This window comes from Pseudomonas sp. (assembly GCF_035512415.1).
In the GTDB taxonomy this organism is placed as follows: Bacteria; Pseudomonadota; Gammaproteobacteria; order Pseudomonadales; family Pseudomonadaceae; genus Aquipseudomonas.
Genome location: NZ_DATKDZ010000005.1, coordinates 239,463 through 264,530, shown reverse-complemented (window position 1 = coordinate 264,530; position 25,068 = coordinate 239,463). Strand labels below are relative to the sequence as shown.

The window sequence follows — 25,068 nt, the reverse complement described above, 5'->3', positions numbered from 1 at the left end:
AAAAGTGGGCTGTAGAACTCCGCTGGCTTCGCTAGACTGCGATGCACCTCTTATTCTGGTTGTCGCCCGCATGGCTCACGAGCTCTCCTCCGAACAGCTTAAGAAATTTCTCCAGGGCATCAGCGTGCCGCCGCAGCCGCAGATCATGGTCGACCTGCAGATGGAGCAATTTATGCCATCGCCGGACCTGCGCAGCATCGCCCGGCTGATCAGCCAGGACCCGGGATTGTCCGGTGCGCTGCTGAAAATCGTCAATTCGCCGCATTTCGGCCTGACTAATCGCATTGCCTCGATCCAGCAGGCGGTCAACCTGCTCGGTTGCGACACGGTGATCAATCTGATCAACGCCCAGTCGATCAAGGGCGAACTGACCGATGAAGCCATCCTCACCCTCAACCGCTTCTGGGACACCGCCCAAGATGTGGCCATGACCTGCCTGACCCTGGCCAAGCGCATCGGCTACCACTCGCCGGACGAGGCCTACACCCTGGGGCTGTTCCATAACTGCGGCATCCCGCTGATGATCAAGCGCTTTCCCAGCTATATGACGGTGCTGGAGGAGGCCTATGCCAGCGCCACCGGCGAGCGCCGGGTAGTGGACACCGAGAACCGTCTGCTCAACACCAACCATGCGGTGGTCGGCTACTTCACCGCCAAGTCATGGAACTTGCCGCTGCACCTGTGCGAGGCGATTGCCAGCCATCACAACGCCCTGGTGATATTTACCGAGGACGCTGCCCGCGATGCTCCGTTGAAGACCCTGCTGGCGATCCTCAAGATGGCCGAGCACATCTGCGAAAGCCACCGGGTGCTGGGCAACCAGACCGAAGACCATGAATGGGCCAGCATCGAGCAGCTGGTGCTGGAGTATGTTGGCCTGTCCGAGTACGACTTCGAGAACCTGCGTGAAAGCATTCGCGAGCTGGGGGCGGCCTAAGGGTGGTGTAGGTCCTGTCCGGCTCGTCGCTCCAGGGCATTCCTGCTAAGGTAAGACGGCCTCCCGTACCACTCAATTGAACCCCCTATGCCCGAACTCCCCGAAGTCGAAACCACCCGCCGCGGTATCGCCCCCTATCTTGAGGGCCAGCGCGTCAGCCGGGTGATTGTGCGCGAGAGGCGCTTGCGCTGGCCAATCCCGGAAGACCTGGATATCCAGTTGTCCGGGCAGCGTATCGAGTGCGTCGAGCGGCGCGCCAAGTACCTGCTGATCAAGGCCGAGACCGGCAGCCTGATCAGTCATCTGGGCATGTCCGGCAGCCTACGTCTGGTCGAGTGCGGGTTGCCGGCGGCCAAGCACGAGCATGTGGATATCGAGCTGGAGTCCGGGCTGGCGCTGCGCTACACCGACCCGCGGCGTTTCGGGGCCCTGCTCTGGAGCGCCGATCCCCTGGGGCACGTGCTGCTCAGCAAGCTCGGCCCGGAGCCCCTGACCGAGCTGTTCGACGGCGAGCGCCTGTTTCAGCACTCGCGTGGCCGCAGCATGGCGGTCAAGCCCTTTATCATGGACAACGCGGTGGTGGTCGGGGTCGGCAATATCTATGCGACCGAAGCCCTGTTCGCCGCTGGTATTGATCCGCGACGCGAAGCCGGCTCGATCTCGCGGGCGCGTTATTTAAAGCTGGCGGATGAGATCAAACGCATCCTCGCCCACGCCATCGAACGCGGCGGCACCACCCTGCGCGATTTCGTCGGCGGCGACGGTCAGCCCGGCTACTTTCAACAGGAGCTGTTCGTCTACGGCCGTGGCGGCGAGTTCTGCAAGCTCTGCGGCAGCACTCTGCGCGAGATCAAGCTGGGCCAGCGGGCAAGTGTCTATTGCCCGCGCTGTCAGCGCTAAGAACCGTTACGATCTGCTGCGCGTCGGCCCTGCTGCGTTAAAAACAGGCCGGGACGCGGCGTCTCGGCAAGCCGCGTGCGGCTAACGCGCGTCAGCGCGGCCCGTAGGGCGAGTGAAACGAGTAATGCTCATGTACAAAAGTACACTCGCATGCGAGCCCAGTCCGCTTGATTCGCTACGCTCACCCTGCGGGCCAGCCGTTGGCTGTTACTTCGCTGCGCTATGTTTCTCGCCGCTTTGACCAGCCGGAGGCTGTTACTACGTAGCGCCTTGCATGACTCTAGCTCGCGAGATCGTAAATACGATCTGAGGCGACAAATTCGGGTTTTACCGACCCTTTATCCCGAAAAACCTGAGTACGGCTTTTATGGCGATTGATGTCGGTCACGCTGACAATTGGCGGAGCGCTGTTATAGTTAATCGCACCGCCTCCTAATAGCTGAAGGATCGCTCCATGAAACTGTTTCGTTCAACCGCTGCTGCTCTGGCGCTGACCACTGGCTTGCTGGCTCTGCCGGTGCATGCTCAGCAGAATTCCAGTGGCGACCCTCTGTATACCGCTGACTCCCCGGCTGCCTTCTCGATGGTGGCCGATCTGCTGATTGCCCGGCCCCTGCTGATCGCGGCGACAGTAATCGGTGCCGGGGTGTTCGTGGTGGCGCTGCCGTTCGCTGCTACCGGTGGTGGTATTGGCGAGGCCGGCAGGGCACTGGTGGTCGAGCCCGGCAAGGCTGCCTTTGTACGCTGCCTGGGTTGCACGGGCGACGGTTACAACAAGCGTCAGTGATCGTGTCTGATGGGGCTTTAGATGCCCAGTAGTAGTCGCGAATTTCTGCAGCGCTGGCGGCCTCTGGCCTGGATCCTGGTGTTTGCTCTGCTGGCCCTGAGCTTCTGGTTCAGCGATGGCTGGTTGACGCTGTGTGCCGGTCTGGCGTTCTTTCTGTTTGGCATGCAGTGCCTGGAAGAAGGCCTGCGCCAACTGGCTGGCAGCCAGCTTGAGCGCCTGCTGGCGCTGAGCACCGCTACCCCCTTCAAAAGCCTGATGTTCGGTGTGACGGCGACCATGCTGGTGCAGTCCAGCTCGCTGGTGTCGCTGTTGACCATCGCCTTTCTCAGTACCGGGCTGATTCAGCTGGCCGCCGGCATCTCCATCCTCTTTGGTGCCAACCTCGGCACCACCAGCGGGATCTGGCTGTTGGCCCTGGCTGGGCAGAATATCAGTCTCGGCCCCCTGGCCTTGCCCTTGCTGGTGTTCGGGGTGCTGGGCAGTTTTACCGGGCCCCGCGGTCAGGCCATCGGTCGTGTGGTGATGGGGGTTGCCTTTCTGTTCCTCGGTATCGATCAGATGAAGACCGGCTTTTCCGAGGTAGCCGGCGATTTCGATCCCCTTCAATACCAGTTGCCGGGTATCGCTGGCGCCCTGCTGTTCGCTGGGGTCGGCTTGCTGGTGACCGTGGTGCTGCAGTCCAGCCATGCCACTTTGATGCTGACCCTGGCCGCCCTCTCGGGTGGTCAGCTGGCTCTGGAACAGGGCCTGGCGATTGCCATAGGTTCCAACCTGGGCAGCACGGTCACGGCGGTGATCGGCGCGCTGGGCGGTGCGCGTGCAGGGCAGCGCCTGGCCCTGGCTCATGTGCTGTTCAACCTGACCACCGGAGCCCTGGCGCTGGTGCTGCTGGTTCCGTTGGCGGTGCTGGTGCAGGCCCTGACCGCGCCCCTGGGCCTGGGCAACAATGCGCTGATCCAGCTGGCGCTGTTTCACAGCCTGTTCAATGCCATGGGGGTTGCGCTGTTCTGGCCCTGGCAGGGCTGGTTGGCCGGCCGGCTAATGCGTTGGCTGCCCGAGCCAGTCGAGCCCCATGTGCTGATCACCGAGATCGTCCAGCCCGAGGAGCAGATCAGCCACGCCCGCTATCTGGATGAAAATGCCCTGGCCAGTGCCGATAGCGCTGCCAGCGCGGTGGTGCAGGAGCTCCAGCATCTGGGGCGCCTGAGCCTGGAGGTGATCTGCCATGCACTCTATCTGCCGGTGGATCAGCTCGCTCGCGAGCGTCCGGACGACGACCTGCTAAATGCCCGGCCGGAACCCCATGCCCTGGATGCCGAGCAGCTGTACCAGCGGCATATCAAAGGGGTGTACGGCGACCTGCTGGGTTTTATGGGGCGTCTGGAGGTTTCGCTGGATGAGGCCCACCAGCACTTCTGGGTCAGCTGCCAGTTGGCCGCTCTGCAACTGGTAGATGCGGTCAAGGATGCCAAGCACCTGCAGAAGAACCTGGGGCGCTATCTGCGCGAGGACGAAGGCGCGGCGCGTCAGGCCTATGTCGACTTGCGCCGGCATCTACTCGGCGTGCTGCATGAGGTGCGCGAGCTGGGGTATATGGATTTGCCCGAGCAGGCCTGGAGCGAGCGTCTCGACCTGCTCGATCAGCAGTCTGCGGCGTTCGACAGCCGCTTTCGCCAGCGCCTGTTCGCCGAGGTGCGCGAGCGTCAGCTGAATGGTCAGCAGGCCAGTTCGCTGATGAATGACCTGGGCTATGCCAGCCGCATCACCCAGAGCCTGCGCAATGTGCTGATGCTCGGCCAGGGCGATGGCAACGAACTGTTCCGCCCGCTGCGGCAGATGCTGGCCGAGGATGGGCCGCTGATCCAGTTAAGCTGATCGAGCCGAAGGTTAACAGGCTGTTGAAAAACTACCTGCGTTGGCGATCCGGCGTTAAAAATTGCCTAAAAATGCTCATTTACAACAGTAAACTCCGCTTTTTCGGCTATTTTTGCCTTGTCTCGCCTGCCTCGTCGACGTTTTTCAACGGCCTGTTACGGCTGTACCGGAGCCATCACGGCGCTGCTGCCAATACCCCGCGGGTCACTGGCGGCCTGTACCTGCCCTGTGGCCTTCTCCCAGAACAGCACCTGCTGATTGCCGTATGTCCTCTCGGTCGACTTCAGCCGATGGCCGAGCGCCTGCAGGGCGGCGATTTCGGCCGTGCTAAAGGTGTCCGGCTCATGCTCGATCAGGTCGGGGCGGAACTGGTGGTGGTAGCGGCCGACGCTGGGCCAGCGTTCGATGGGTTGGTTATCCAGGTACTGCAGAACCGCCAGCAGCACCATGCTGGGAATCCGGCTGCCACCGGGGGTGCCGAAGCTGGCGAACTCAGCGGGGCTTTCGATAAAGGACGGGCTCATGCTCGACAGGGGCCGCTTGCCGGCTGCGATGGCGTTGGCATGGCTGCCGGCCAGGCCGTAGGCGTTGGCTCCCTGCACGTCGGCGGCGAAGTCGTCCATTTCGTCGTTGAGCAATATCCCGGTGCCGGGCACGGTAAAGGCGGCCCCGAACGGCAGGTTGATCGACAGGGTGGCGGCCACCGCGTTGCCCTCGGCGTCCAGTACCGAGAAGTGGGTGGTGTGGTCGCCTTCCTGAAAGCCCCCTGCCGCCGGCAGGCTGTCGCTGGCGGTGGCCTGATCGCTGCGGATACTCGCTCCCAGCTGCTTCAGGTAGGCCGGTGCCAGCAGGCGCTCCAGTGGGTTGGCGACAAAATCCGGGTCGCCCAGCAGGCCGCGGTCGCGGTAGGCGCGACGCAGGGTTTCAACCACCAGGTGGGTGCGTTGTACCGAGTCGCCCTGTTGCCAGGGCAGCTGCTGCAACATCAGCAGACTCTGCCCCAAGGCCAGGCCGCCGGCCGATGGCGGTGGCGCGCTGATCAGCTCACGGCCATCCTGCAGGCTGACGCGTAGCGGCGTGCGTTCGACGGTACGGTATTGCGCCAGATCCTCCAGCGTCCAGATGCCGCCGGCTGCCTGTACGCCCTTGACCAGGCGCGCGGCCAGCTCGCCCTGATAGAACCCGGCATGCCCTTCGCTGCCCAGGCGCTCCAGGGTGCGAGCCAGATCGGGCTGGCGCAGCAGGGCCAGCTCTGCGGGGATCTCGCCTTGGTCGAGAAAGATGCGTGCACTTTCCGCATCGTCGCGCAGGGCCGCCAGTCGCCAGCCGGCTCGTTCGCGGTAGACCCGGTCGACACTGACGCCGCTGCGGGCCAGGCGAATGGCCGGGGCCAGGGAGTCGCGCAGCGGCAGGCGGCCAAAGCGTTCGGCCAGCTCGACCAGTGCGGCGGGCAGGCCGGGAATCGCGGCCGCCAGCGGACCATTGAGCGACAGCTGTTTCTGCACTTCGCCGTCGACCTTGTAGAGATCGGCATGGGCCGCCAGCGGCGCGCGTTCACGGGCATCGAGAAATCGATAGGTGGGTGTTGCGGCTGCTTCGCGCAGCAGGAAGAAACCACCGCCACCCAGCCCCGAACCGTAGGGTTCGACCACCGCAAGGGCGGCGCTGATGGCCACCGCAGCATCGAAGGCATTGCCGCCCAGGGCCAGGGTTTCCTGGCCGGCTACGGTCGCGGCGGGGTGGGCTGTGGCAATGGCGGCACGGCCGGGTTGTTCGGCCGCGTGCAGCTCAAGCGCGCAGAGTAGAGCAAGCGCACCGGACAGGGTGCGCCAGGGGAGGAGGCCGCGGTTTAGGCGGCCGCTCTTCATGCTTTACCTGTGATGATCAAGTACTTCTGCATCAACTCATCCTTGCTCTCGACATTGTTCTCATCGAGGGGGATGCAGTCGACCGGGCAAACCTGCTGGCACTGGGGTTCGTCGTAGTGGCCGACGCATTCGGTGCACAGGTTGGGGTCGATCTCGTAGATTTCCTCGCCCTGGGAAATCGCCGCGTTAGGGCACTCGGGTTCGCAGACGTCGCAGTTGATGCAGTCGTCGGTGATGATCAGGGACATCAAACACTCCTGCTGCGCCTATCAGGCGCAGCCTTAACACTCGGGGACATGCTGCAAATTGTGCCCCATCGAGGCCGCGCATGCACGCGGCTTGCCCAGTGCGATCAGCGCTTAAAGCGTTCGGTCAGCGCTGCAGCTACGGCCGGGTGCACGAAGTTGGAGATATCGCCGCCCAGGGCTGCGATCTCGCGCACCAGGGTTGAGGAGATAAAGGAGTACTTTTCCGACGGCGTCAGAAACAGGCTTTCCACGTCGGGGGCCAGTTGGCGGTTCATATTGGCCAGCTGGAATTCGTATTCGAAGTCGGACACCGCCCGCAGGCCGCGCAGGAACACATTCGCCCCCTGTTCCTTGGCGAAGTGCGCGAGCAGGGTGGAGAAGCCCACCACTTCGACGTTGGGCAGATGCTGGGTGACTTCCCGGGCCAGCTCGACGCGCTGCTCCAGGCTGAACAGCGGGTTCTTCTTCGGGCTGGCCGCTACCGCAATGATCACGCTGTCGAACAGCCGTGCGGCGCGCTCGACCAGGTCGCCGTGCCCCTTGGTGATGGGGTCGAAGGTGCCTGGGTATAACACTCGATTCATCGTGACGTCCTGGCGGATCCGTTGGGGAGTCGGATGGTAGCGCAGCGCTTCCCCGCGGCCAAGTCGGCCGCGGCTTATCCGGCCGATTCACGGGCGTAGAGCGGCCCGTGAATACCCTGGTATCAGGCGTGCTTGAGGCGTTCGGCGAGTTTTGTCGCCAGTTTGGCGGTCAGGCCGTAGATCGACAGCTGCGGGTTGGCCCCGATGCTGGTGGGGAACAGCGAGCCGTCGTGGATCGACAGGTTGCTCAGCTGGTGATGGCGACCGAGGCTGTCGGTCACTGCCTGCTGCGGGTCTTCGCCCATGGCGCAACCGCCCATCACATGAGCGCAGCCCAGGCGGGTGCGATAGAGCTCCAGGGGCAATGAGTCGATCAGTTGCTTGGCCTCGCCCAGGGTCTTCACATAGCCGGCGTCGGCGTGCAGCGGTAGCACCGCCTTGGCCCCGGCGGCGAACTGGATTTCCGCCATGCTGTGGAAGGCGCGGCGTACGCCGTCCCAGGTGTAGTCGGTCATCTGGTAGTCGAGTACCGGGCTGCCATCGCCGCGCAGTTCCACCCGACCTTCGGCGCTGTCCGGGTGAAAACCGTCGCGCAGCAGGGCCAGCATTACGTTGGTATTGGGCAGTTGCTCCATGCGCATGGCGTTGTCGATACCGAAGCGGCCGAGCAGGGTGGAGGTCAGGGCCGGTTGCAGCGGCGGTACTTCCAGCTTGTAGGAGAGCCTGCCGGTGGTGCCGTCATCCCACTGGAAGTGGTCGGAATAGATGGATTGCGGCGCGCCGTAGAAGGGGTTGATCACCTGCTCGAACAGCGCGGCGGAGAAATTCACCAAATGCAGATAGGTGCGCTTGCCGGTGCGCCGATGCGGGTCAGGTGCGTCCGAGCGCAAGAGAATCCCCGGGGTATTGATGCCGCCGCCGGCCAGTACATAGTGCTTGGCCTTGACCCGGATCTTGCGGCCTGTGGGCGCGACGCAGCGCTCATCCATGCCCAGGCACTCGATCCCCGTGACCCGGTCGCCCTCGATCAGCAGCTTGTCGGCGCGGGCCAGATAGAGCAGTTCGCCGCCTTTATCCAGGGTTGCCGGAATGGTGGTGACCAGCATCGACTGCTTGGCGTTGGTCGGGCAGCCCATGCCGCAATAGCCAAGGTTCCAGCAGCCGCGCACATTGCGCGGAATGACTTTCCACTCATAGCCGAGCTTGTCGCAGCCGCTGCTGATCACCGCGTTGTTGGCATTTGGCGGCACGGCCCAGGGAGCGACGCCCAGGCGCTGTTCCATCTGTTCGAACCAGGGGGCCATCTCTTCCGGGCTATGGCCCTGTACGCCGTGTTCCTTGGCCCAGTGCTCCAGCGTTGGCGCGGGGGTGCGAAAGCTCGAAGTCCAGTTGATCAGGGTGGTGCCGCCCACGGCGCGGCCCTGCATGATGGTGATCGCGCCGTCCTTGCTCATGCGACCGATGCCTTCCTGGTAGAGGCTGGCGTAGGCCTTGTCCTCAAGCATCTTGAAGTCGTCGCTGGTCTTCAGTGGACCTTCCTCGATCAGCAACACCTTGAAGCCGGCGGCGCTAAGGATCTCCGCGGTGGTGCCGCCCCCCGCGCCGCTGCCGACGATGGCCACGTCGGCTTCCAGGGTCAGGTCGCTGTCCAGGCGCGAACCGTTGTAGGTTTTCCAGCCGTTGGCCAGGCCTTGCTTGAACATGTCGGGTACGGGCATCTCAGGCGCTTCTCTTGTGGTTCTTGTATTGGAGGCTTTCTGTAGGCGCGGGCGGGTCCGCTAAAGCCGGCAGTGCAGGAGCATCGCGGGCAAGCCCGCTCCTACAGGTTCCGTGCATGTGTCTTATACCGTTGGCGGCCCGGGGTAGCCGCAATGAGCCCAGGATTCGGTTCGGCTATACCAGCTCATCATCACCAGTTGCAGCAACGAGGCATGGCCCATCTTCAGCAGGCCGATGGGGCTGTTCTGCCAGCGTTCGAGGAAGTTGCGTACGTCGGCGGCCGATGCGTTCTGCCAGCTGCCCCAGACTCCGGTCAGCGGGCCGCGGGTGATGGGCAGGGCCAGCACGTCGAACAGCTGCACCGTGAGCTTGAGCATTTCCGGCGACAGATGGCTAAGGCTGTAGTCCAGGTTTTCGATAGTGGCGCTCACGGCCGCAGGCATCTGCGCAGGCTTTACCGCGCCTGCGAGCATCACTGGTACCAGGGCCTGGAGGAAGGGCAGGTCGGACTCGCGCAGCACGGCAAAGCCGGCTTTGGGTGTGCTGGCCGAGCAACCACTAAGGGTGGCGGTGAGCCCTGCGGTGGCGAGAAAGGCTGAGCCCATCAAGCCGACCTTGAGCAGGCTGCGCCGGCTCAGGTTGGGCGCTTCAAACGTGGTGTTGTGCATTTATTGTTATCACCGAATCAGGCCATTTGGGGTTAGCGAACGAATAGCTTGTAGACCAGCTTATGTAGGGCTTTGCCGTAGGGCGGGTAGATCAGTTTGGCGGCGTTGAAACGTTGCTTGATAAACACGCCTTTGGCTTTGCTGAAGGTCAGAAAGCCTTCATGGCCGTGGTAGTGGCCCATGCCGGACGGACCGATGCCGCCGAAGGGCATATCGTCCTGGGCCACGTGCAGCAGGGTGTCGTTGAGGCACACGCCGCCAGAGTGGGTCTCGTGCAGCACGCGCTGTTGCTCGCCCTTGTCATAGCCGAAGTAGTACAGCGCCAGTGGCCGGTCGCGCTCGTTGATAAAGGCGAAGGCGTCTTCCAGTTTGTTGTAGGGGATGATCGGCAGCAGCGGGCCGAAGATCTCGTCCTGCATCACCTTCATCTCATCCGTCACGTTCAGCAGCACGGCCTGCGGCATGCGCCGGCCCTGGGCTTCGGGGTACAGCGAGATGATGGTCGCGCCTTTGCTCTCGGCGTCCTGCAGGTAACCGTTGAGGCGCTGCTGCTGGCGCTCGTTGATGATCGCGGTGTAATCCGGGTTGTTCGCCAGCGTTGGGTAGAAGCTCTGCACCGCTTTGCGGTAAGCCTCGACAAAACCCTCGACGCGGTCTTTTGGCACCAGCACGTAATCCGGGGCGACGCAGGTCTGACCGGCGTTCATGGTCTTGCCGAAGGCGATACGTTCGGCGGCGTCACTCAGGGGTACGGAAGCCGAAACGATGGCCGGCGACTTGCCGCCCAGCTCCAGGGTGACCGGGGTGAGGTTCTCGGCCGCGGCGCGCATCACGTGCTTGCCGATGCTGGTGGCACCGGTAAACAGCAGGTGGTCGAAGGGCAGTTTGGAGAAGGCCATGCCCACTTCCGCCTCGCCCAGCACCACTGTTACCAGGTCCTCGGGGAAGACCTTGGCCAGCAGATCCTTGATCAACTGCGAGGTGGCCGGGGTCGACTCGCTCATCTTGATCATCACCCGGTTGCCGGCGGCCAGCGCACCGGCCAGTGGGCCGATGGCGAGAAACAGCGGGTAGTTCCACGGCACTATCACCCCGACCACGCCCAGTGGTTGGTAGATGACCTTGGCCGAGGCCGGCATAAATTGCATGCCGACGCTGCGCCGCGAAGGTTTCATCCACTTCTTGATGCGTTTGCTGGCGTAGTGGATGCCATGCAGGCTGGGCATCAGCTCGGCGAGCAGGGTTTCGTCGGCGCTGCGGTTGCTGAAATCCTGGGAAATGGCGCTGATCAGGGCGTCACGCTCGTTGCTGAGCAACTCGCTGAGAACTTTCAGCCACTGGATGCGCTGCTCGGCCGAGGGCATGGGGTTGACCTTGAACGCCTGGCGCTGACGGGCAAAGCTGCTCTCCAGCTGGCTGAGTTGCTGTTGGCTGTGTTGCAGGCTTTGTTCTAGATAGGCGACGTCGGCGACCATGGTGTTGCTCCTCGGTATTCCAGCAATGCAGTGCGTCAGGTGAGCTGAGGCCGCTGCAGAAAAGGTGTGCTGGATTTTTAGAGCAATTGCTCTAATCTGTCAAATAGCATGGCGCGGTAAGCCACTCGACGCAGCCCAACGAAAAGTTAGCGCATGTTGCCAAGGTTTTTTCCGGTAACACTTCTGCTGTTTCTGCCTGTACCTTTGCCGGGCTTTTGAGTCGAGAACGAGCCGTTATGTCAGCCCCACTGAAAACCCGCGAGCGCATCATTCAGGCCAGCCTGGAGCTGTTCAACGCCCAGGGCGAGCGCAATGTCACCACCAACCATATCGCCGCGCACCTGGGTATTTCGCCGGGTAACCTGTACTACCACTTCCGTAACAAGCAGGTGATCATCGCCGAGCTGTTTGCCCTCTACGAAGGCCAGGTGGATACCTTTCTACGTCGCCCCGATACGCGGGCGCTGACCGTGGCGGACAAGACCTTCTATCTGGAGGCGCTGCTGGCGGCGATGTGGCACTACCGGTTTCTGCACCGCGATCTGGAACACCTGCTCGACAGCGACGCTGAACTGGCTGAGCGCTACCGACTGTTCGCCCAGCGCTGCCTGGCCCAGGCCCAGGAGGTTTATCGAGGCTTTGTCGAGGCCGGCATCCTGCTGATGAGTACAGCGCAGATCGAGGCGCTGGCCCTCAACAGCTGGATCATCATGACGTCCTGGGTGCGTTTTCTCTGCACCACCCGCAGCAAGCCCGGCGACCTCAGTCAGGAAATGCTGCGCCGTGGCATCTATCAGGTGCTGGCTCTCGAAGGCGGCTATATCGCCCCGCAGGCGCGGGAGGCGGTGGAGGCGTTGTACGCCAAACTGCATGTGCCGCTTGAGCAGGTGATCTGAGTTGTTTGTGGGTTGGTTGGGGTGACGCGATGCGCTTTTGTAGGGTGGGTTAGCCGCGCATTGCCACGATCTATTCCGATAGAACGACCTTTGCGCGCGGCGTAACCCACCATCGCGGCGGCTGGGATTGCGCCTGGTGGGTTACGCCGCGCGCAAACCCCGCTTCGCTTGCCAGGGCTGGCTTCCTGCGCGGCTAACCCACCCTACAGGGGCTTCGCTGCCTGTTCGGCCAGCCACTGCGGAATACGCCGCTCCAGGTAATAACCCGGTTTACCCAGGCTACCTTCGACAAAACCGACATGACCGCCGTGGGCGTGCAATTCGAATTCGATACTGGGCGACAGTTCGCTGGCTTCGGGCAGACTGTGGGCGAAGACGAAGGGGTCGTCGGCGGCCTGGATAATCAGCGTCGGCGTCTCGATCTGGCCAAGGAAGTAGCGGCTGGAGGCGCGGCGGTAATAGTCCTGGGCATCGGCATAGCCGTGCAGCGGCGCGGTGATGCGGCCGTCGAAATCCCAGAAAGTACGCATATTGTCCAGCGGGCCGAGTTTCTCCAGGGTGGACAGGCGATCGCTCAGGCCTTGGCGGGCGAACAGGCGCCGCTTGTCCTTCACGTAGGCCACCATTTCGCGCATAAAGTGGCTCTGGTAGACCCTGGAAAAGCCCATGCCGATGCGGTCGGCGCACTGATCCAGGCGAAACGGCACCGACACCGCCGCAGCGCCCTGCAGCTGGCTATCGGCCCCGGTTTCGCCGAGGTACTTGAGCAGCACATTGCCGCCCAGGGAGTAACCCACGGCATAGATAGGTGCCATCGGCCGCTGGGCGCGCAGGTGGCGCACGGTTTCCGCCAGGTCCTCGCTGGCCCCGGAGTGGTAACCACGGGCCAGCAGGTTGGGCTCGCCGGAGCAGCCGCGCCAGTTCAGCGCCACGCTGGCCCAGCCCTGGGCCGCCAGTTGCTGCTGCAGACCCAGCACATAGAGCGAGCTGGATGAGCCGGTCAAACCATGCAGCACCAGCACCAGCGGCGCGTCGGCCTGGTGCGGGCCGTGCCAGTCGAGGTCGAGAAAATCGCCATCTTCCAGCCACAGCCGTTCGCGCGTGCGTTCCAGTTTCGCCGGCTGGCGGCACATGGGGTTCCACAGGGTTTGCAGATGCGGGCCGGGCAGCCACCAGGCGGGTTTGAAGGCGGTGCTCATCACTTAACTGTCCCGCTGATTCAGATGCGCCTGCCCGGTGGGGGTCAGGCGATATTTTTGCAGCCGACTATTGGGTTTGTTCGGCAGGGTGTAGCTAATCAATTGCGCATCAAGCAGGCGACGCACGCTACGGTTGAGTGCCCCGGTTACGGCTGGCAGACCGAGACGGCTGGCCAGTTCGGCCTTGCTCAGTGGCTCGCCGGTCAGAGCGGCCAGCACGCGTCGCTCCTGCGACTCTGCCCCTGACTCTGCCCCTGACTCTGCCCTCGACTCTGCCCTCGACTCTGGCTGTGAGCCAATCGCAGTCACCGTGAGCGCCGGCAGCGTTCCGTTGACCAAGGCTAATTGCGGCAGCATCACAGTCACCCGGAAGATCGACTCCTCGCTGAGAGTTGGGTCCTGGCCGCCGAAGGCGCGGGCATACTTGAACAGGTTGCGCACCCCGGAGCCCAGCTCTTCGGCCCACTGCATTTCACGGAATACCCGGGCGATGGCCGGGTTTTTTGGCGAGGGGGCGAAGTCGTCTGGGCGCAGCAAACCGATGCCGTGGGGGTTATTACTGTTCTCGGTGATCACCCGGTCGCGTTGAATAACCAGTTTTGCTGGGAACGGATTGAGGTATTCACGGTGGATCAGCAGATTGGCCACCACCTCGCGGAAGATCCGCTCGCGCAGGCTGACGCGCTGATCACCTTCCAGATAGAAGGGATCGGCAATGTGCTTGCCGACAAAGGCCATCAGCCGGTCGTAGCTCTCCAGTAGGTTGGTGCGAATATCGTCGCGGTCGTCATAACGATCCAGGTCATGCACCCGCAGAATGGCGTCGGTGCGGTGGTGCGGCACCACGCCCAGCACCACCTCGTCGCGGCCGAACAGCAGGGCCCCGGCCATGGAGATGCCTTCTTCACCGGTCTGATAGTCGCGCTGATACAGCCGCGCACTTTTCAGCAGCTCGAGATCATCCAGCTCGGCCCACGGATGCCCGCTGCGTTGCAGGCGCACGTTATGCCGCACGCGCTCGATCAGATCGCTGCGCAAGTCATCCAATCGAATAAAGGGGAAGATGCGGTTCTCGCTGTAGCTCACCTGCTTGCGCAGGTAGAGCTCGCCCAGTAGCTGGCTATGGCCGGTGATATCGAAGTCGCCATCCTCGTTGCGGCTGAATATCCGGTTAGTGCAGCTGTGCACCTGGGAGCTTTCCGGCACGCTGAGTACCAGCAAAGTCTGCCCCTCCAGCTCAACCTGCTCGGGGGCCAGCTGCATCGGCGGGTTGATCTTCTGCGTGTTGTGCAGGGTGTTGACCAGATCCTTGCGCAGCTGCGCCACGGCCTCGGGCGCAACGCCGGTAACGCTGCCATCGTCCGCTGCACCCAGTACCAAGGTGCCACCGCGCTGGTTGAGAAAGGCGCAGATGGTTTCGTAGACATCACGATTGAGCGCCTCGCGGGCGCGTTTGAACTCGACCGTCAGGCCTTCACCATCACGTAGCAGGCGGGCCAAATGCTCCGGAGTCATGGCCGAACTCTCCGGGTAGCCCGCGTGCAGCAAGCATCCAGGCTCATAACGATACCCAGGTCTTGCGTCCAGGAGCATCGACCTGGGCCGCGAGCGGTTCGGGATTCTGATTGGGCTGTGACGTCATGGGCGGCCTTGCCTTCCGTGCCAAGAGAGCAGGTAGGGATAGTAACCGGCAGGCGGGGTAAAGCGTAGGTGTGGCTGGGGCTGGGGCTGGGGCAGTCGGGTAAAACCAGTTAGCCCCGAAAGCTCGCCGCTGAAGCGCCTCCCACAATATTGATCCGCAGTCTGATCGGGCCTGCCCACGCTATCGTGATGCCAAACCGTGGGAGGGGCTTTAGCCGCGACAAGCAAGCCGCCTTTATGCGATTGCCCTTGGGGCGGAACCCCAAGGGCTGTGGAACTGGAGCCATTGTGGGTGGGTTATGCCGCTGCGCGACTAACCCACAAAAGCACTACGCCACCGCCGTGCACTGCCACAGCGCGTAATACACCTGGCCGGCTTTCTGTTCGCGGTGCAAGCGCCAGTTGCCGGGCATGCCGAGGCTGGAAGGTGGGTTTTCGCTTTCGGTGTAGACCCAGGCGTCGGCGGCCAGCCAGCCGTTCTGCTCCAGCAGGGTGCAGGCCGGCAGCAGTAGGTTCTGGCTAAACGGTGGGTCGAGAAACACCAGGTCGAAGGCGGTGGCCGGCTGGTTTTGCAGGTAGATCAGGGCGTCGACCTGCTGCAGCTGGCCGTTGTCGCAGTTCAGCGTTTGCAGGTGGCCGCGCAGGCTGGTGATGGCTGCCGGGTTGAGGTCCAGGGCCAGGGCGCTGCCGGCCCCGCGGGACAGCGCTTCAAGAAACAGCGCGCCGCTGCCGGCGAACAGGTCGAGCACCTTGGCCCCTTCGACATAGGGCGCGAGCCAGTTGAACAGGGTTTCGCGCACCCGGTTAGGCGTCGGTCGCAGGCCCGCGGCCATGGGGAAGTTGAACTGACGCGAGCGCCATTGCCCGCCGATGATGCGCAGCTGGCCATCGCCGGCATGGGCGGGCGCGCCGTTGTGCGGCTTGGGTCGCTTGCTCATCAGTGCTCCGGTACGGCAGACGGTTGTTCGAGGGGTTTGTCGCTGGGGGGCGGCAGTTCCTTCTGCTCGACCGTTGGCCCGGCAGTAACGATTACCAGGGCTTCGGGGTCGAGGTGTCTGGCCATGGCGGCCTTGACCTGTTCGACGCTCAGGGCCTGCACGTCGCGCATAAAGTCTTCCAGGTAGCTCAGCGGCAGGTCGTAGAAGCCGATGGAGCCGAGCTGGCCGACGATGTCTGCGTTGCTGGCGGTGGACAGCGGGAAGCTGCCAGCCAGTTCGCGCTTGGCGTTGTGCAGTTCGTCCTCGGTCGGGCCGCTGCTTATAAACTCGCCGAGCATGCCCTTGACCAGCTCCAAGGTGCCGTCGCTGAGTTCGGCGCGGGTCTGCAGGTTGATCATAAAGGGGCCGCGCGCTTGCATGGCGCTAAAGCCGGAATACACGCCATAGGTCAGGCCGCGCTTCTCGCGCACTTCGGTCATCAGGCGGGTGCCGAAGCCACCGCCGCCGAACACCTGGTTGCCCAGGTACAGTGCGGCGTAATCCGGGTCGCGGCGGTCGATGCCCAGCTGGGCAATCATCAGGTGGGTCTGGTTCGACGGGAACTCGATATGTTGCAGGCCTGCCTTGGGCGTTTCCGGCTGGACGATACGCGGCAGCGCCGGGCCTTTCGGCAGGGCGGCGGAGACCTCGTTGGCGATGGCTTCGGCTTCTGCTCGGGACAGGTCGCCGACCAGGGCCAGTACCGCGTTGCCCGCGCCATAGGCCTTGGCGTGGAAGGCCTGCAGTTGCTCACGGGTGATCGCCGAGATCGACTCGGCGTTGCCGTCGCTGGGGTGGGCGTAGGGGTGGCTGCCGTACAGGCGCTCGAACAGCGCCAGGCTGGCCAGTTTGCCGGGGTTCTGCTTCTGGTATTCGAAGCCGGCCAGCAGCTGGTTCTTGATTCGCGCCAGGGCGTCCTCCGGGAAGGTCGGCTGGCCGATCACCTGGTTGAACAGCTGCAGGGCCGGTTCGCGCTGTTCAGTCGCGCTGAGGCTGCGCAGGCTGGCGATGGCCATGTCGCGAAACGCGCCGTTGCCGAAGTTGGCCCCCAGGTTTTCGAAGCCGGCGGCGATGGCACCGACGTCCTTACCCGGTACGCCTTCGTTGAGCATGGCGTTGGTCAGCATGGCCAGGCCGGCGATGCCCTCGTCATGGCTGCTGCCGGCGGCAAAGGTCAGTTGCAGGTCGAACATCGGCAGCTCGCGGGCTTCGACAAACAGCACCTTGGTGCCTTCGGCGGTCTGCCAGGTCTGGATGTTCAGGTCACGGCGGCTCGGGGCCTTATCGCCCAGCGCCGCCAGGGATTCGATAACGGGCGGCTCCGCAGGCGGAGTCGGGCTGTCTGTCAGGGGTTCGGGGCGGTTGATTACCAAGGCCAGCAGGCCCAGCAGAATCAGTAGCGCCAGGCCGAGCAGGCCGTAGCGCAGGCCATTGCGCTCACTCATCGTCCTTCTCCTCGGGTAGCACATGGGCGACGCTCAAGCGGTCGCGGGTAAAGAAGGTTTGCGCCGCACTCTGGATATCGGCCGGGGTTACGGCCTCCAGCTCGGCCAGTTCCTGGTCGATCAGCTTCCACGACAGGCCGACGGTTTCCAGCTGGCCGATGGCGGTGGCCTGGCTGGTGATGGAGTCGCGCTCGTAGACCAAGCCGGCGATCACCTGGGCACGCACGCGGGCCAGCTCCTCGGCGCTCGGCGGGTTTTGCTGCAGGTCCTGCAGTTCGCCCCACAGGCCGGCTTCGGCCTGTTCCAGGGTCTTGCCGGTTTGCACGTTGGGGGTGGCCGAGAGCACGAACAGGCTGTCGCCGCGGGGGTAGCCGTTGTACCAGGCGGATGCACCGGAAACCAGCTCCTCGCCACGTTCCAGGCGGGTCGCCAGGCGCGCGCTGTAACCACCATCGAGCAGGGCGGCGATCAGGCGCAGGGCATGCACCTGGCGCGGCTGTTCGGCGGTGGCCAGGCCGGGCACGTTAAAGCCCATCATCAGGCTCGGCAGCTGGGTTTTCAGGTACAGGGTGATGCGTCGCTCGCCGGGGGCGGCCAGCTCGCGCGGGGCTTTCGCCGGGGGCACGGCGCGCTGGGGAATGTCACCGAAATAGCGCTCGGCGAGGGTCTTTACCTCGGCGGCGCTGACATCGCCGACCACCACCAGGGTGGCGTTGTTGGGCGCATACCAGGCTTCGTACCAGGCGCGCAGTTCCTCAACCGTCATGCGCTCCAGGTCGGCCATCCAGCCGATGGTCGGGGTGTGGTAGCCGCTGGCCGGGTAGGCCATGGCCTTGAAGCGTTCGTAGGCCAGGGAGCCGGGCTTGTCGTCGGTGCGCAGGCGGCGCTCCTCCTTGATCACCTCGATTTCCCGAGCGAACTCCTCGGCCGGCAGCTTGAGGCTGGCCAGGCGGTCGGCCTCCAATTCCAGGGCCACGGCCAGACGATCGCGGGCCAGCACCTGGTAGTAGGCGGTGTAATCGTCGCTGGTAAAGGCGTTTTCCTCGGCACCCAGCTCACGCAGGATGCGCGAGGCTTCGCCGGGGCCGAGCTTGCGGCTGCCCTTGAACATCATATGTTCGAGGGCATGGGACAGGCCGGTCTGGCCGGGCGTCTCGTAGCTGGAGCCGACCTTGTACCAGAGCTGGGAAACCACCACCGGGGCGCGATGGTCTTCACGGACGATGACCTTGAGGCCGTTGTCCAGGCTGAATTCGTGGGTGGGTTGCGGCTCTGCGGCCAGGGCCAGCAGCGGTGTACAGAGTGCGCCGAGAAGCAAGGCGGTGGCGCGTTGGGCAATCATATGCATTATTTATCGACCTGTCGGACGGGCCCGCTTGGTCTTAGCGTCGGCGGGCGCGGAGGTGCTAGGATACGCATCCGTTTTACTGGCGGCCACGCCTACTCAGGTATCCAGCTATTACCGTGCCCCTTTTCAGCTTTATTCTGCGGCGCGGTGAGTGTTTTGGACCCGGATGGCTGGCGTGTCGCACCTTTGAGATAGCCGTCCTCCATGCTTGGTTCCAACGACGACAAGAAGACCGCTGCGCCTGCCGCAGCCGATAAGCCCGCCGAGAAAAAAGACCTGTTCGGCTGGCTGCGTAAAAAGCCGCAGCCCGGCCCTGAAACCGCTGCGCCTGCTGCGGCAGACCCGTCGCCAGCACCCGCCGAGCCAATGGCTGCGCCGGTCGAGGCAGTCGTGCCGCCGCTGGCCGAGCCTGCGCCTGCCGAGGCCCCGAAGCCGGTCGAAGCCGTCGAGGTCGCGCCATCAAGCCCTGTAGCGGTCGCCGAGGCCGTGCCCGCTGCACCCGTGGTAGAGACCCCGCCTGTCGCTGTTGCCCCGCGGCCTTCGCGTTTTCGCATCAATGCCGGCAGCGAAGTGCTGCATGCCCACATCGATCTGCCGCCCCAGCCGGAGCCTCAGCCTGAACCCGTGCCCCCGGTTGTCGCCCCCGTGCTGCCGGTGGTCGAGAGCAAGAGCGCCGAGGAAACCCGCGCCGGCTTTCTCGAGCGCCTCAAGCAGGGCCTGGCGAAAACCAGCGCCAGCCTGGGCGAGGGCATGGCCAGCCTGTTTCTCGGCAAGAAGGCCATCGACGATGAGTTGCTGGAAGATATCGAAACCCGCCTGCTGACCGCCGACGTTGGCGTCGAGGCCACCACCGCCATCGTGCAGAACCTCACCAAGCGTGTGGCGCGCAAGGAGCTGGCCGACAGCGGTGCGCTGTACAAGGCCCTGCAGGAAGAACTGACCGCGCTGCTCAAACCGGTCGAGCAGCCGCTGAAAATTGATAGCAGCAAGCAGCCCTATGTAATCCTGGTGGTCGGCGTCAACGGCGCGGGCAAGACCACCACCATCGGCAAACTGGCGAAAAAACTCCAGCAGGACGGCAAGAAAGTCATGCTGGCGGCCGGCGATACCTTCCGCGCCGCGGCGGTGGAGCAGTTGCAGGTGTGGGGCGAGCGCAACCAGGTTTCGGTGATCGCCCAGCACACCGGTGCCGACTCCGCCTCGGTGATCTTCGATGCGGTGCAGGCGGCCAAGTCCCGCGGCATGGACGTGCTGATCGCCGATACCGCCGGGCGTCTGCACACCAAAGACAACCTGATGGAAGAGCTGAAAAAGGTCCGCCGGGTGATCGGCAAGCTGGATGAAACTGCGCCCCACGAGGTGCTGCTGGTGCTGGATGCCGGCACCGGGCAGAACGCGATCAACCAGGCCAAGCAGTTCAACCAGACCGTCAACCTGACTGGCCTGGCCCTGACCAAGCTCGACGGCACCGCCAAGGGTGGGGTGATCTTCGCCCTGGCCAAGCAGTTCGCCCTGCCGATTCGCTATATAGGGGTGGGCGAAGGGATTGATGATCTGCGCACCTTCGAGGCCGAGGCCTTTGTCCAGGCGCTGTTTGCGGAGAAATAGGGATGATTCGTTTCGAACAGGTCGGTAAACGCTACCCCAACGGGCATATCGGTCTGCACGAGCTGAGTTTCCGTGTGCGCCGGGGTGAATTTCTCTTTGTCACCGGTCACTCCGGGGCCGGCAAGAGCACCCTGCTGCGCCTGCTCCTGGCCATGGAGCGCCCGACCAGCGGCAAGCTGCTGCTGGCCGGCCAGGACCTGGGGCAGATCACCAATGCCCAGATCCCCTACCTGCGCCGACAGATCGGCGTGGTGTTCCAGAATCACCAGCTGCTGTTCGATCGCAGCGTGTTCGACAACGTGGCCCTGCCGCTGCAGATTCTCGGCCTGTCCAAGGGCGAGATCGGCAAGCGCGTCGGCAGTGCCCTGGAGCGGGTGTCGCTGTCAGACAAGGCCGAGCAGTTTCCCGGCGACCTCTCCACCGGTCAGCAGCAGCGCGTCGGCATTGCTCGCGCGGTGGTGCATCAGCCGGCCCTGCTGCTGGCGGACGAACCGACGGGTAACCTCGATCCGCGCCTGGCCGCGGAAATCATGGGGGTGTTCGAAGACATCAACCGTCTGGGTACCAGCGTGCTGATCGCCAGCCACGACCTGGCCCTGATCGCGCGCATGCGCCACCGCATGCTGACCCTGCAACGTGGTCGCCTGATCGGCGACGGGGAGGCCGTATGAGCGCAACCCGCATGCCGCCGCCGCAACCGGCGCAACGCGTCGGTGCAGCGCCGAAGAAGGCCGGCGCACCGACTCCGGATGACGGGCCGGATCTGCGCAGCCAGCTTAATGCCTGGCTGGAAAGCCATCGTGCCAGCCTGGTCGACAGCCTGCGCCGTCTGGGCAAGCAGCCCATCGGCAGCTTCTTCACCTGTCTGGTAATGGCCGTGGCCCTGAGCCTGCCCATGGGTCTGGCCCTGCTGCTGGACAATGTCGAGCGCCTCGGCGGCTCCTGGCAGCGCGCCGCGCAGATTTCCCTGTTTCTCCAGCTCGATGCCAGTGACGCCGAAGGCCAGGCGCTGCGCGAGCAGATCGCCGCCATGGCGGATGTCAGCGAAGCCGAGTGGATCAGTCGCGAGCAGGCTCTGAACGAATTCCAGCAGCAGTCGGGCCTGGGCGAGGCGCTCAAGGAGCTGCCGGACAATCCGCTGCCCGGCGTGGTGGTGGTGACCCCGCAGGAAGTCGACAAGGTCGCCCTCGAAGCCCTGCGCCTGCGCCTGGCCGAACTGCCCAAGGTGCAGCAGGCCCAGCTCGACCTGCTCTGGGTTGAACGCCTGAGTGCCATGCTCAAGCTTGGCGAGCGTTTCGTCTTCGGCCTGACGTTGTTGTTGGTGATGGCGCTGCTGTTGGTGATCGGCAATACCATTCGTCTGCATATCGAGAATCGTCGCACCGAGATCGAGGTGATCAAGCTGGTGGGCGGTACCGACAGCTATGTGCGCCGGCCTTTCCTCTATATGGGCACCCTCTACGGGTTTGGTGCCGGCTTGCTGGCCTGGCTGCTGCTGGCCTATGGCCTGGGCTGGCTGGACGATGCCGTGGTGCGCCTGGCCGGGCTCTATGGCAGCGATTTCGCCCTGGACGGGGTGCCGTTAGCCGATGGTCTATCCCTGCTGCTCGGGGCGGTACTCTTGGGCTATATTGGCGCCTGGCTGGCGGTTGCTCGTCACCTGAATGAATTAGCGCCAAGATAAGTTATTGTTTTTATTGATATTGACTATCTGTAACGGAACTTGTACCCCAGTACAAAGTCCCAAGGAGCAGTGCTAGACTGCTCCACGATTCGTAAGTCGGAGGATTCAAATGTCCACTTCTTTGCAACCTGTTCATGCTCTGGTTCCGGGTGCCAACCTGGAGGCATACGTGCATGCGGTCAACGGCATCCCGCTGCTGACCCCTGAGCAGGAGCGTGAACTGGCTGAAAGTCTCTACTACAAGCAGGACCTCGAAGCCGCCCGGCAAATGGTCTTGGCTCACCTGCGTTTTGTTGTGCATATCGCCCGCAGCTACTCCGGTTATGGCCTGGCCCAGGCCGACCTGATTCAGGAAGGCAACGTCGGCCTGATGAAGGCGGTCAAGCGTTTCAACCCGGAAATGGGTGTGCGCCTGGTGTCCTTCGCCGTGCACTGGATCCGCGCCGAGATCCACGAGTTCATCCTTAAGAACTGGCGCATCGTCAAAGTCGCCACCACCAAGGCGCAGCGCAAGCTGTTCTTCAACCTGCGCAGCCAGAAGAAGCGTCTGGCCTGGCTGAACAACGACGAAGTGCATGCTGTAGCCGAAACCCTGGGGGTTGAGCCGCGTGAAGTGCGCGAGATGGAAAGCCGTCTGACCGGCCACGACATGGCCTTCGACCCGGCCGCCGAGGCCGATGACGACAGTGCCTTCCAGTCGCCCGCGCATTACCTGGAAGACCATCGCTACGACCCGGCCCGTCAGCTGGAAGACTCGGACTGGAGCGACAGCTCCAATGCCAATCTGCACGAAGCCCTGGAAGGTCTGGACGAGCGTAGCCGCGACATTCTCTATCAGCGCTGGCTGGCTGAGGAAAAGGCCACCCTGCATGACCTGGCGGCCAAGTACAACGTATCGGCCGAGCGCATCCGTCAGCTGGAAAAGAACGCGATGAACAAGCTCAAGGGCTCGATCGCCGCGTAAATCGCGCTACTGTCAGAAGCCGCACCCAGGTGCGGCTTTTTTCTGCCTAAGGAAAAGCCAATGAAATTACCGCCTATACGTCCGCAGCACTGGCTGATCTTTGTCGTGGTTGCTGCCCTGTTCTTTGCCTGGGGGGCATGGCTGATGCGTCCGCAACCACCTGCGCAACCTCTGCCCTGGCTGGCCGAGTGGCAGGAACAGGTGCTCACGCCCCTGGCCGATGATCGCCTGAGCCTGGTGCACCTGGGTGATGCTCTGGATGGCGAGCTGTGGCTGCAGCCCAATCTGGACGGGGCGCGCCTGCTGTATCGCGGTGAATTGCAGGATGCTGATGGCAATTGGTCGCTGGAGGCGGAGGTCGGTCTGGACAAGGCTGAACGCGAGAGCCTGCTGGCGGCCGCCGGGTTAAAACCGACGGACAAGGAGCAGCCCCTGGGCAGCCAGCTGCTGGTGTCGTTGGCCAATCGCCCTATTACCGCCTTGACCCTGCTGCCGCCGGCCCCTCTGGATAGCGCGCGTCTGGCGGCCAGTCTCGGTCAGCCGCGCCGGACCTTGGTGCTGGCCGAGGGCCAGGCCTGGGTCTACCCCGAACTGGGCATGACCGCGCACCTGCAGGATGAGCAGCTGTACTTTCTCTATGCAGTGCCGCGGCGTTTGCTCAAGCAGCCTTAAGCGATCGGGGCCTGGTGCGGCGGGGCGGCTTTAGTCGTTCCCCAGCCACTGCGGGAGTTCCTTGGGCCACCAGCCCGGGCGTTGCGGTTGCATGCGGTTGAGGTAATGGCTGCCGCCCAGCTGCAACATCTGTTGGCGAATCCAGGCGGCGCGGCGGCTAACCTGGGCGCTGGGGCGGCTGGCGCTCCAGGCTCGCGGGTTGGGCAGCACGGCGGCCAGCAGGCTGGCCTGCTGGCGTGACAGGTAGGGCGCGCCGACCTTGAAGTGGTGTTGCGCCGCCGCTTCGGCCCCGAAGATGCCATCGCCCCATTCGACACTGTTGAGGTAGACCTCAAGAATCCGCTGCTTGGGCCAGAGCAGCTCGATCAGCCCGGTAAACCAGACCTCCAGGCCCTTGCGCAGCCAGCTGCGGCCCGACCAGAGAAACAGATTCTTCGCCACTTGCTGGCTGAGGGTGCTGGCCCCGCGTAGCGAGCCGCCCTGCTGGTTATGCTCCAGGGCCGCCTGGATCGCCGCGACATCAAAGCCCCAGTGTTCGGCGAACTTCTGATCTTCGGCGGCGATCACCGCCATCTTCAGGTGGTCCGGCAGTTTCCCCCAGGGTCGCCAGCTGCGTTGCAGGTCGATGGGTTTGCTGTCGACCCAGGACTCGATCTTGCGCTCGACCATCAGCGCGGTGCCTGGTGGCGGCACCCAGCGCAGCAGCAGCACCAGCAATGCCGAGCCGATAATCAGCCAGAGCAGGAGTTTGAGCAGGCGACGGACGATGGATCGAAACATGCGGGCTTGGCCGGAACGAATGAGCGGGCCATTATAGCCAGCTCATCCGCTGTTCCTGGAGTGATACATGGCGCGTCTTTGCCTGTTGCTGGCCGCATTTGCCGGATTTACCGGCGTGGCCCTGGGTGCTTTTGCCGCTCACGGACTTAAAGGCCAACTTACGGCAGACTACCTGGCGGTGTTCCAGACCGGCACCCACTACCAGCTGATCCACGCCCTGGCCCTGTTTGGCGTGGGCCTGCTGGCGCTGCAGCGGCCGGGTCGGCTGGTCAACTGCGCCGGTGCGCTGTTTGCCCTGGGCATTGTCCTGTTCTCCGGCAGCCTGTACCTGCTGACCCTTAGCGGTGTGAGCGCGCTGGGCATCGTGACCCCCTTCGGCGGTGTAGCGTTCCTCGCCGGCTGGCTGTGCCTGGGCCTGGCGGCCTGGAATATGGGGGCGGGCAAAAGCGCCTGACTCGTGAGTCAGAAAGCAGGACGAACGGCAGCCTTTAGCCTTGGTCCACGCCCTGCGATCAGGCTAGAATGCCGGCCCTTTCCCCAGTTGTGACCCTGCCGTCATGCATATTCAGTTAAACGGTGAAACATTCGAATTGCCCGACGGTGCCACTGTCGCTGGGCTGATCGACCGTCTGGATCTGGCCGGACGCCGCGTGGCGGTTGAGCTCAATTTGGACATCGTGCCGCGCAGCCAGCACGCCACCACCGCTTTGCGCGAAGGTGACCAAATTGAAGTGGTCCACGCCATTGGCGGTGGTTGATCCCCGCTCATCGGTTTATCGCGTTCTGACTGCTC

At 63.7% G+C, this 25,068-nt stretch carries 24 protein-coding genes; 12 read left to right on the top strand and 12 right to left on the bottom strand.

Annotated elements, in window-relative coordinates; all coding sequences use genetic code 11:
• Positions 1-124: 124 nt before the first annotated feature.
• From VMP31_RS02505 to VMP31_RS02490, 4 genes are all read left to right on the top strand, one after another.
• Positions 125-937, top strand: a complete 813-nt coding sequence (locus VMP31_RS02505; RefSeq protein ID WP_325503999.1) for an HDOD domain-containing protein — start codon at positions 125-127, stop codon at positions 935-937.
• An 87-nt stretch (positions 938-1,024) separates the two neighbouring features.
• Positions 1,025-1,837, top strand: coding sequence for a bifunctional DNA-formamidopyrimidine glycosylase/DNA-(apurinic or apyrimidinic site) lyase (gene mutM / locus VMP31_RS02500; protein ID WP_325503728.1), 813 nt, complete (start codon positions 1,025-1,027; stop codon positions 1,835-1,837).
• A gap of 454 nt (positions 1,838-2,291) precedes the next feature.
• Positions 2,292-2,624: a multidrug transporter gene (locus VMP31_RS02495; RefSeq protein WP_325503726.1), complete on the top strand. Its 333-nt coding sequence runs from the start codon at positions 2,292-2,294 to the stop codon at positions 2,622-2,624.
• 21 nt (positions 2,625-2,645) lie between these two features.
• Entirely contained in the window at positions 2,646-4,499 is a 1,854-nt protein-coding gene (locus VMP31_RS02490) for a Na/Pi symporter (RefSeq protein WP_325503724.1), read from the top strand.
• 155 nt (positions 4,500-4,654) lie between these two features.
• Here the strand turns inward: VMP31_RS02490 and ggt are convergent, their stop codons facing one another.
• The 6 genes from ggt to VMP31_RS02460 form a co-directional block, all read right to left on the bottom strand.
• The gene (gene ggt / locus VMP31_RS02485) at positions 4,655-6,367 is read right to left on the bottom strand and encodes a gamma-glutamyltransferase (RefSeq protein WP_325503722.1); all 1,713 of its coding nucleotides are present in this window, start codon (positions 6,365-6,367) and stop codon (positions 4,655-4,657) included.
• Positions 6,364-6,615 carry a YfhL family 4Fe-4S dicluster ferredoxin gene (locus VMP31_RS02480; RefSeq protein WP_090250215.1) on the bottom strand — a complete coding sequence of 84 codons (252 nt, stop codon included), beginning with the start codon at positions 6,613-6,615 and terminating at the stop codon, positions 6,364-6,366. Before VMP31_RS02480 ends, ggt begins: the two co-directional genes overlap by 4 nt.
• Before the next feature lie 104 nt (positions 6,616-6,719).
• Positions 6,720-7,199, bottom strand: a complete 480-nt coding sequence (gene coaD, locus VMP31_RS02475; RefSeq protein ID WP_160013623.1) for a pantetheine-phosphate adenylyltransferase — start codon at positions 7,197-7,199, stop codon at positions 6,720-6,722.
• A 122-nt stretch (positions 7,200-7,321) separates the two neighbouring features.
• Entirely contained in the window at positions 7,322-8,917 is a 1,596-nt protein-coding gene (locus VMP31_RS02470) for a GMC family oxidoreductase (protein ID WP_325503719.1), read from the bottom strand.
• A gap of 123 nt (positions 8,918-9,040) precedes the next feature.
• On the bottom strand, positions 9,041-9,586 hold the full coding sequence (locus VMP31_RS02465) for a twin-arginine translocation pathway signal protein (RefSeq protein ID WP_325503717.1): 546 nt from the start codon (positions 9,584-9,586) through the stop codon (positions 9,041-9,043).
• A gap of 32 nt (positions 9,587-9,618) precedes the next feature.
• Positions 9,619-11,061 carry a coniferyl aldehyde dehydrogenase gene (locus VMP31_RS02460; protein ID WP_325503715.1) on the bottom strand — a complete coding sequence of 481 codons (1,443 nt, stop codon included), beginning with the start codon at positions 11,059-11,061 and terminating at the stop codon, positions 9,619-9,621.
• 236 nt (positions 11,062-11,297) lie between these two features.
• Here VMP31_RS02460 and VMP31_RS02455 point away from each other — a divergent pair, with 236 nt between their 5' ends.
• Positions 11,298-11,957 (top strand): TetR/AcrR family transcriptional regulator, encoded by a 660-nt coding sequence (locus VMP31_RS02455; RefSeq protein WP_325503713.1) that lies wholly within the window; start codon positions 11,298-11,300, stop codon positions 11,955-11,957.
• Between the two features lie 203 nt (positions 11,958-12,160).
• On the opposite strand, the gene VMP31_RS02450 is transcribed toward VMP31_RS02455, so the two are convergent.
• The 5 genes from VMP31_RS02450 to VMP31_RS02430 all read right to left on the bottom strand — a co-directional run bounded on the left by VMP31_RS02450 (position 12,161) and on the right by VMP31_RS02430 (position 18,567).
• On the bottom strand, positions 12,161-13,156 hold the full coding sequence (locus VMP31_RS02450) for a hydrolase (RefSeq protein WP_325503711.1): 996 nt from the start codon (positions 13,154-13,156) through the stop codon (positions 12,161-12,163).
• 3 nt (positions 13,157-13,159) lie between these two features.
• A complete protein-coding gene (locus VMP31_RS02445) occupies positions 13,160-14,671 on the bottom strand; it encodes an RNA-binding domain-containing protein (protein WP_325503709.1) in 1,512 nt (503 codons plus the stop codon).
• Positions 14,672-15,126: 455 nt separating this feature from the next.
• Positions 15,127-15,735: a 16S rRNA (guanine(966)-N(2))-methyltransferase RsmD gene (gene rsmD, locus VMP31_RS02440; protein ID WP_325503707.1), complete on the bottom strand. Its 609-nt coding sequence runs from the start codon at positions 15,733-15,735 to the stop codon at positions 15,127-15,129.
• Positions 15,735-17,219 (bottom strand): pitrilysin family protein, encoded by a 1,485-nt coding sequence (locus VMP31_RS02435; RefSeq protein ID WP_325503705.1) that lies wholly within the window; start codon positions 17,217-17,219, stop codon positions 15,735-15,737. Before VMP31_RS02435 ends, rsmD begins: the two co-directional genes overlap by 1 nt.
• Positions 17,212-18,567: a pitrilysin family protein gene (locus VMP31_RS02430; RefSeq protein WP_325503703.1), complete on the bottom strand. Its 1,356-nt coding sequence runs from the start codon at positions 18,565-18,567 to the stop codon at positions 17,212-17,214. The genes VMP31_RS02435 and VMP31_RS02430 overlap by 8 nt, the downstream gene beginning before the upstream one ends.
• Before the next feature lie 204 nt (positions 18,568-18,771).
• On the opposite strand from VMP31_RS02430, the gene ftsY reads away from it, so the two are divergent.
• The 5 genes from ftsY (at position 18,772) to VMP31_RS02405 (ending at position 23,495) form a co-directional block, all read left to right on the top strand.
• A complete protein-coding gene (gene ftsY, locus VMP31_RS02425; RefSeq protein ID WP_325503701.1) occupies positions 18,772-20,175 on the top strand; it encodes a signal recognition particle-docking protein FtsY in 1,404 nt (467 codons plus the stop codon).
• A gap of 2 nt (positions 20,176-20,177) precedes the next feature.
• Positions 20,178-20,846 (top strand): cell division ATP-binding protein FtsE, encoded by a 669-nt coding sequence (gene ftsE / locus VMP31_RS02420; protein ID WP_325503699.1) that lies wholly within the window; start codon positions 20,178-20,180, stop codon positions 20,844-20,846.
• Positions 20,843-21,859, top strand: a complete 1,017-nt coding sequence (gene ftsX / locus VMP31_RS02415; protein WP_325503697.1) for a permease-like cell division protein FtsX — start codon at positions 20,843-20,845, stop codon at positions 21,857-21,859. Before ftsE ends, ftsX begins: the two co-directional genes overlap by 4 nt.
• A 109-nt stretch (positions 21,860-21,968) precedes the next feature.
• Positions 21,969-22,823, top strand: coding sequence for an RNA polymerase sigma factor RpoH (gene rpoH / locus VMP31_RS02410; protein ID WP_325503696.1), 855 nt, complete (start codon positions 21,969-21,971; stop codon positions 22,821-22,823).
• A 60-nt stretch (positions 22,824-22,883) separates the two neighbouring features.
• Positions 22,884-23,495 (top strand): hypothetical protein, encoded by a 612-nt coding sequence (locus VMP31_RS02405; protein ID WP_325503694.1) that lies wholly within the window; start codon positions 22,884-22,886, stop codon positions 23,493-23,495.
• A gap of 30 nt (positions 23,496-23,525) precedes the next feature.
• On the opposite strand, the gene mtgA is transcribed toward VMP31_RS02405, so the two are convergent.
• Positions 23,526-24,275: a monofunctional biosynthetic peptidoglycan transglycosylase gene (gene mtgA / locus VMP31_RS02400; RefSeq protein WP_325503692.1), complete on the bottom strand. Its 750-nt coding sequence runs from the start codon at positions 24,273-24,275 to the stop codon at positions 23,526-23,528.
• A 67-nt stretch (positions 24,276-24,342) separates the two neighbouring features.
• Here mtgA and VMP31_RS02395 point away from each other — a divergent pair, with 67 nt between their 5' ends.
• Positions 24,343-24,729: a DUF423 domain-containing protein gene (locus VMP31_RS02395; RefSeq protein ID WP_325503690.1), complete on the top strand. Its 387-nt coding sequence runs from the start codon at positions 24,343-24,345 to the stop codon at positions 24,727-24,729.
• A gap of 103 nt (positions 24,730-24,832) precedes the next feature.
• Entirely contained in the window at positions 24,833-25,033 is a 201-nt protein-coding gene (thiS, locus tag VMP31_RS02390; RefSeq protein ID WP_325503688.1) for a sulfur carrier protein ThiS, read from the top strand.
• Positions 25,034-25,068 lie beyond the last annotated feature (35 nt).

Excerpts from the sequence above, each read along its gene's own strand:
- mutM (WP_325503728.1), top strand. The coding sequence starts at position 1,025 with ATGCCCGAACTCCCCGAAGTCGAAACCACCCGCCGCGGTATCGCCCCC.
- VMP31_RS02495 (WP_325503726.1), top strand. The coding sequence starts at position 2,292 with ATGAAACTGTTTCGTTCAACCGCTGCTGCTCTGGCGCTGACCACTGGC.
- VMP31_RS02490 (WP_325503724.1), top strand. The coding sequence starts at position 2,646 with ATGCCCAGTAGTAGTCGCGAATTTCTGCAGCGCTGGCGGCCTCTGGCC.
- ggt (WP_325503722.1), bottom strand. The coding sequence starts at position 6,367 with ATGAAGAGCGGCCGCCTAAACCGCGGCCTCCTCCCCTGGCGCACCCTG.
- VMP31_RS02480 (WP_090250215.1), bottom strand. The coding sequence starts at position 6,615 with ATGTCCCTGATCATCACCGACGACTGCATCAACTGCGACGTCTGCGAA.
- coaD (WP_160013623.1), bottom strand. The coding sequence starts at position 7,199 with ATGAATCGAGTGTTATACCCAGGCACCTTCGACCCCATCACCAAGGGG.
- VMP31_RS02470 (WP_325503719.1), bottom strand. The coding sequence starts at position 8,917 with ATGCCCGTACCCGACATGTTCAAGCAAGGCCTGGCCAACGGCTGGAAA.
- VMP31_RS02465 (WP_325503717.1), bottom strand. The coding sequence starts at position 9,586 with ATGCACAACACCACGTTTGAAGCGCCCAACCTGAGCCGGCGCAGCCTG.
- VMP31_RS02460 (WP_325503715.1), bottom strand. The coding sequence starts at position 11,061 with ATGGTCGCCGACGTCGCCTATCTAGAACAAAGCCTGCAACACAGCCAA.
- VMP31_RS02455 (WP_325503713.1), top strand. The coding sequence starts at position 11,298 with ATGTCAGCCCCACTGAAAACCCGCGAGCGCATCATTCAGGCCAGCCTG.
- VMP31_RS02450 (WP_325503711.1), bottom strand. The coding sequence starts at position 13,156 with ATGAGCACCGCCTTCAAACCCGCCTGGTGGCTGCCCGGCCCGCATCTG.
- VMP31_RS02445 (WP_325503709.1), bottom strand. The coding sequence starts at position 14,671 with ATGACTCCGGAGCATTTGGCCCGCCTGCTACGTGATGGTGAAGGCCTG.
- rsmD (WP_325503707.1), bottom strand. The coding sequence starts at position 15,735 with ATGAGCAAGCGACCCAAGCCGCACAACGGCGCGCCCGCCCATGCCGGC.
- VMP31_RS02435 (WP_325503705.1), bottom strand. The coding sequence starts at position 17,219 with ATGAGTGAGCGCAATGGCCTGCGCTACGGCCTGCTCGGCCTGGCGCTA.
- VMP31_RS02430 (WP_325503703.1), bottom strand. The coding sequence starts at position 18,567 with ATGCATATGATTGCCCAACGCGCCACCGCCTTGCTTCTCGGCGCACTC.
- ftsY (WP_325503701.1), top strand. The coding sequence starts at position 18,772 with ATGCTTGGTTCCAACGACGACAAGAAGACCGCTGCGCCTGCCGCAGCC.
- ftsE (WP_325503699.1), top strand. The coding sequence starts at position 20,178 with ATGATTCGTTTCGAACAGGTCGGTAAACGCTACCCCAACGGGCATATC.
- ftsX (WP_325503697.1), top strand. The coding sequence starts at position 20,843 with ATGAGCGCAACCCGCATGCCGCCGCCGCAACCGGCGCAACGCGTCGGT.
- rpoH (WP_325503696.1), top strand. The coding sequence starts at position 21,969 with ATGTCCACTTCTTTGCAACCTGTTCATGCTCTGGTTCCGGGTGCCAAC.
- VMP31_RS02405 (WP_325503694.1), top strand. The coding sequence starts at position 22,884 with ATGAAATTACCGCCTATACGTCCGCAGCACTGGCTGATCTTTGTCGTG.
- mtgA (WP_325503692.1), bottom strand. The coding sequence starts at position 24,275 with ATGTTTCGATCCATCGTCCGTCGCCTGCTCAAACTCCTGCTCTGGCTG.
- VMP31_RS02395 (WP_325503690.1), top strand. The coding sequence starts at position 24,343 with ATGGCGCGTCTTTGCCTGTTGCTGGCCGCATTTGCCGGATTTACCGGC.
- thiS (WP_325503688.1), top strand. The coding sequence starts at position 24,833 with ATGCATATTCAGTTAAACGGTGAAACATTCGAATTGCCCGACGGTGCC.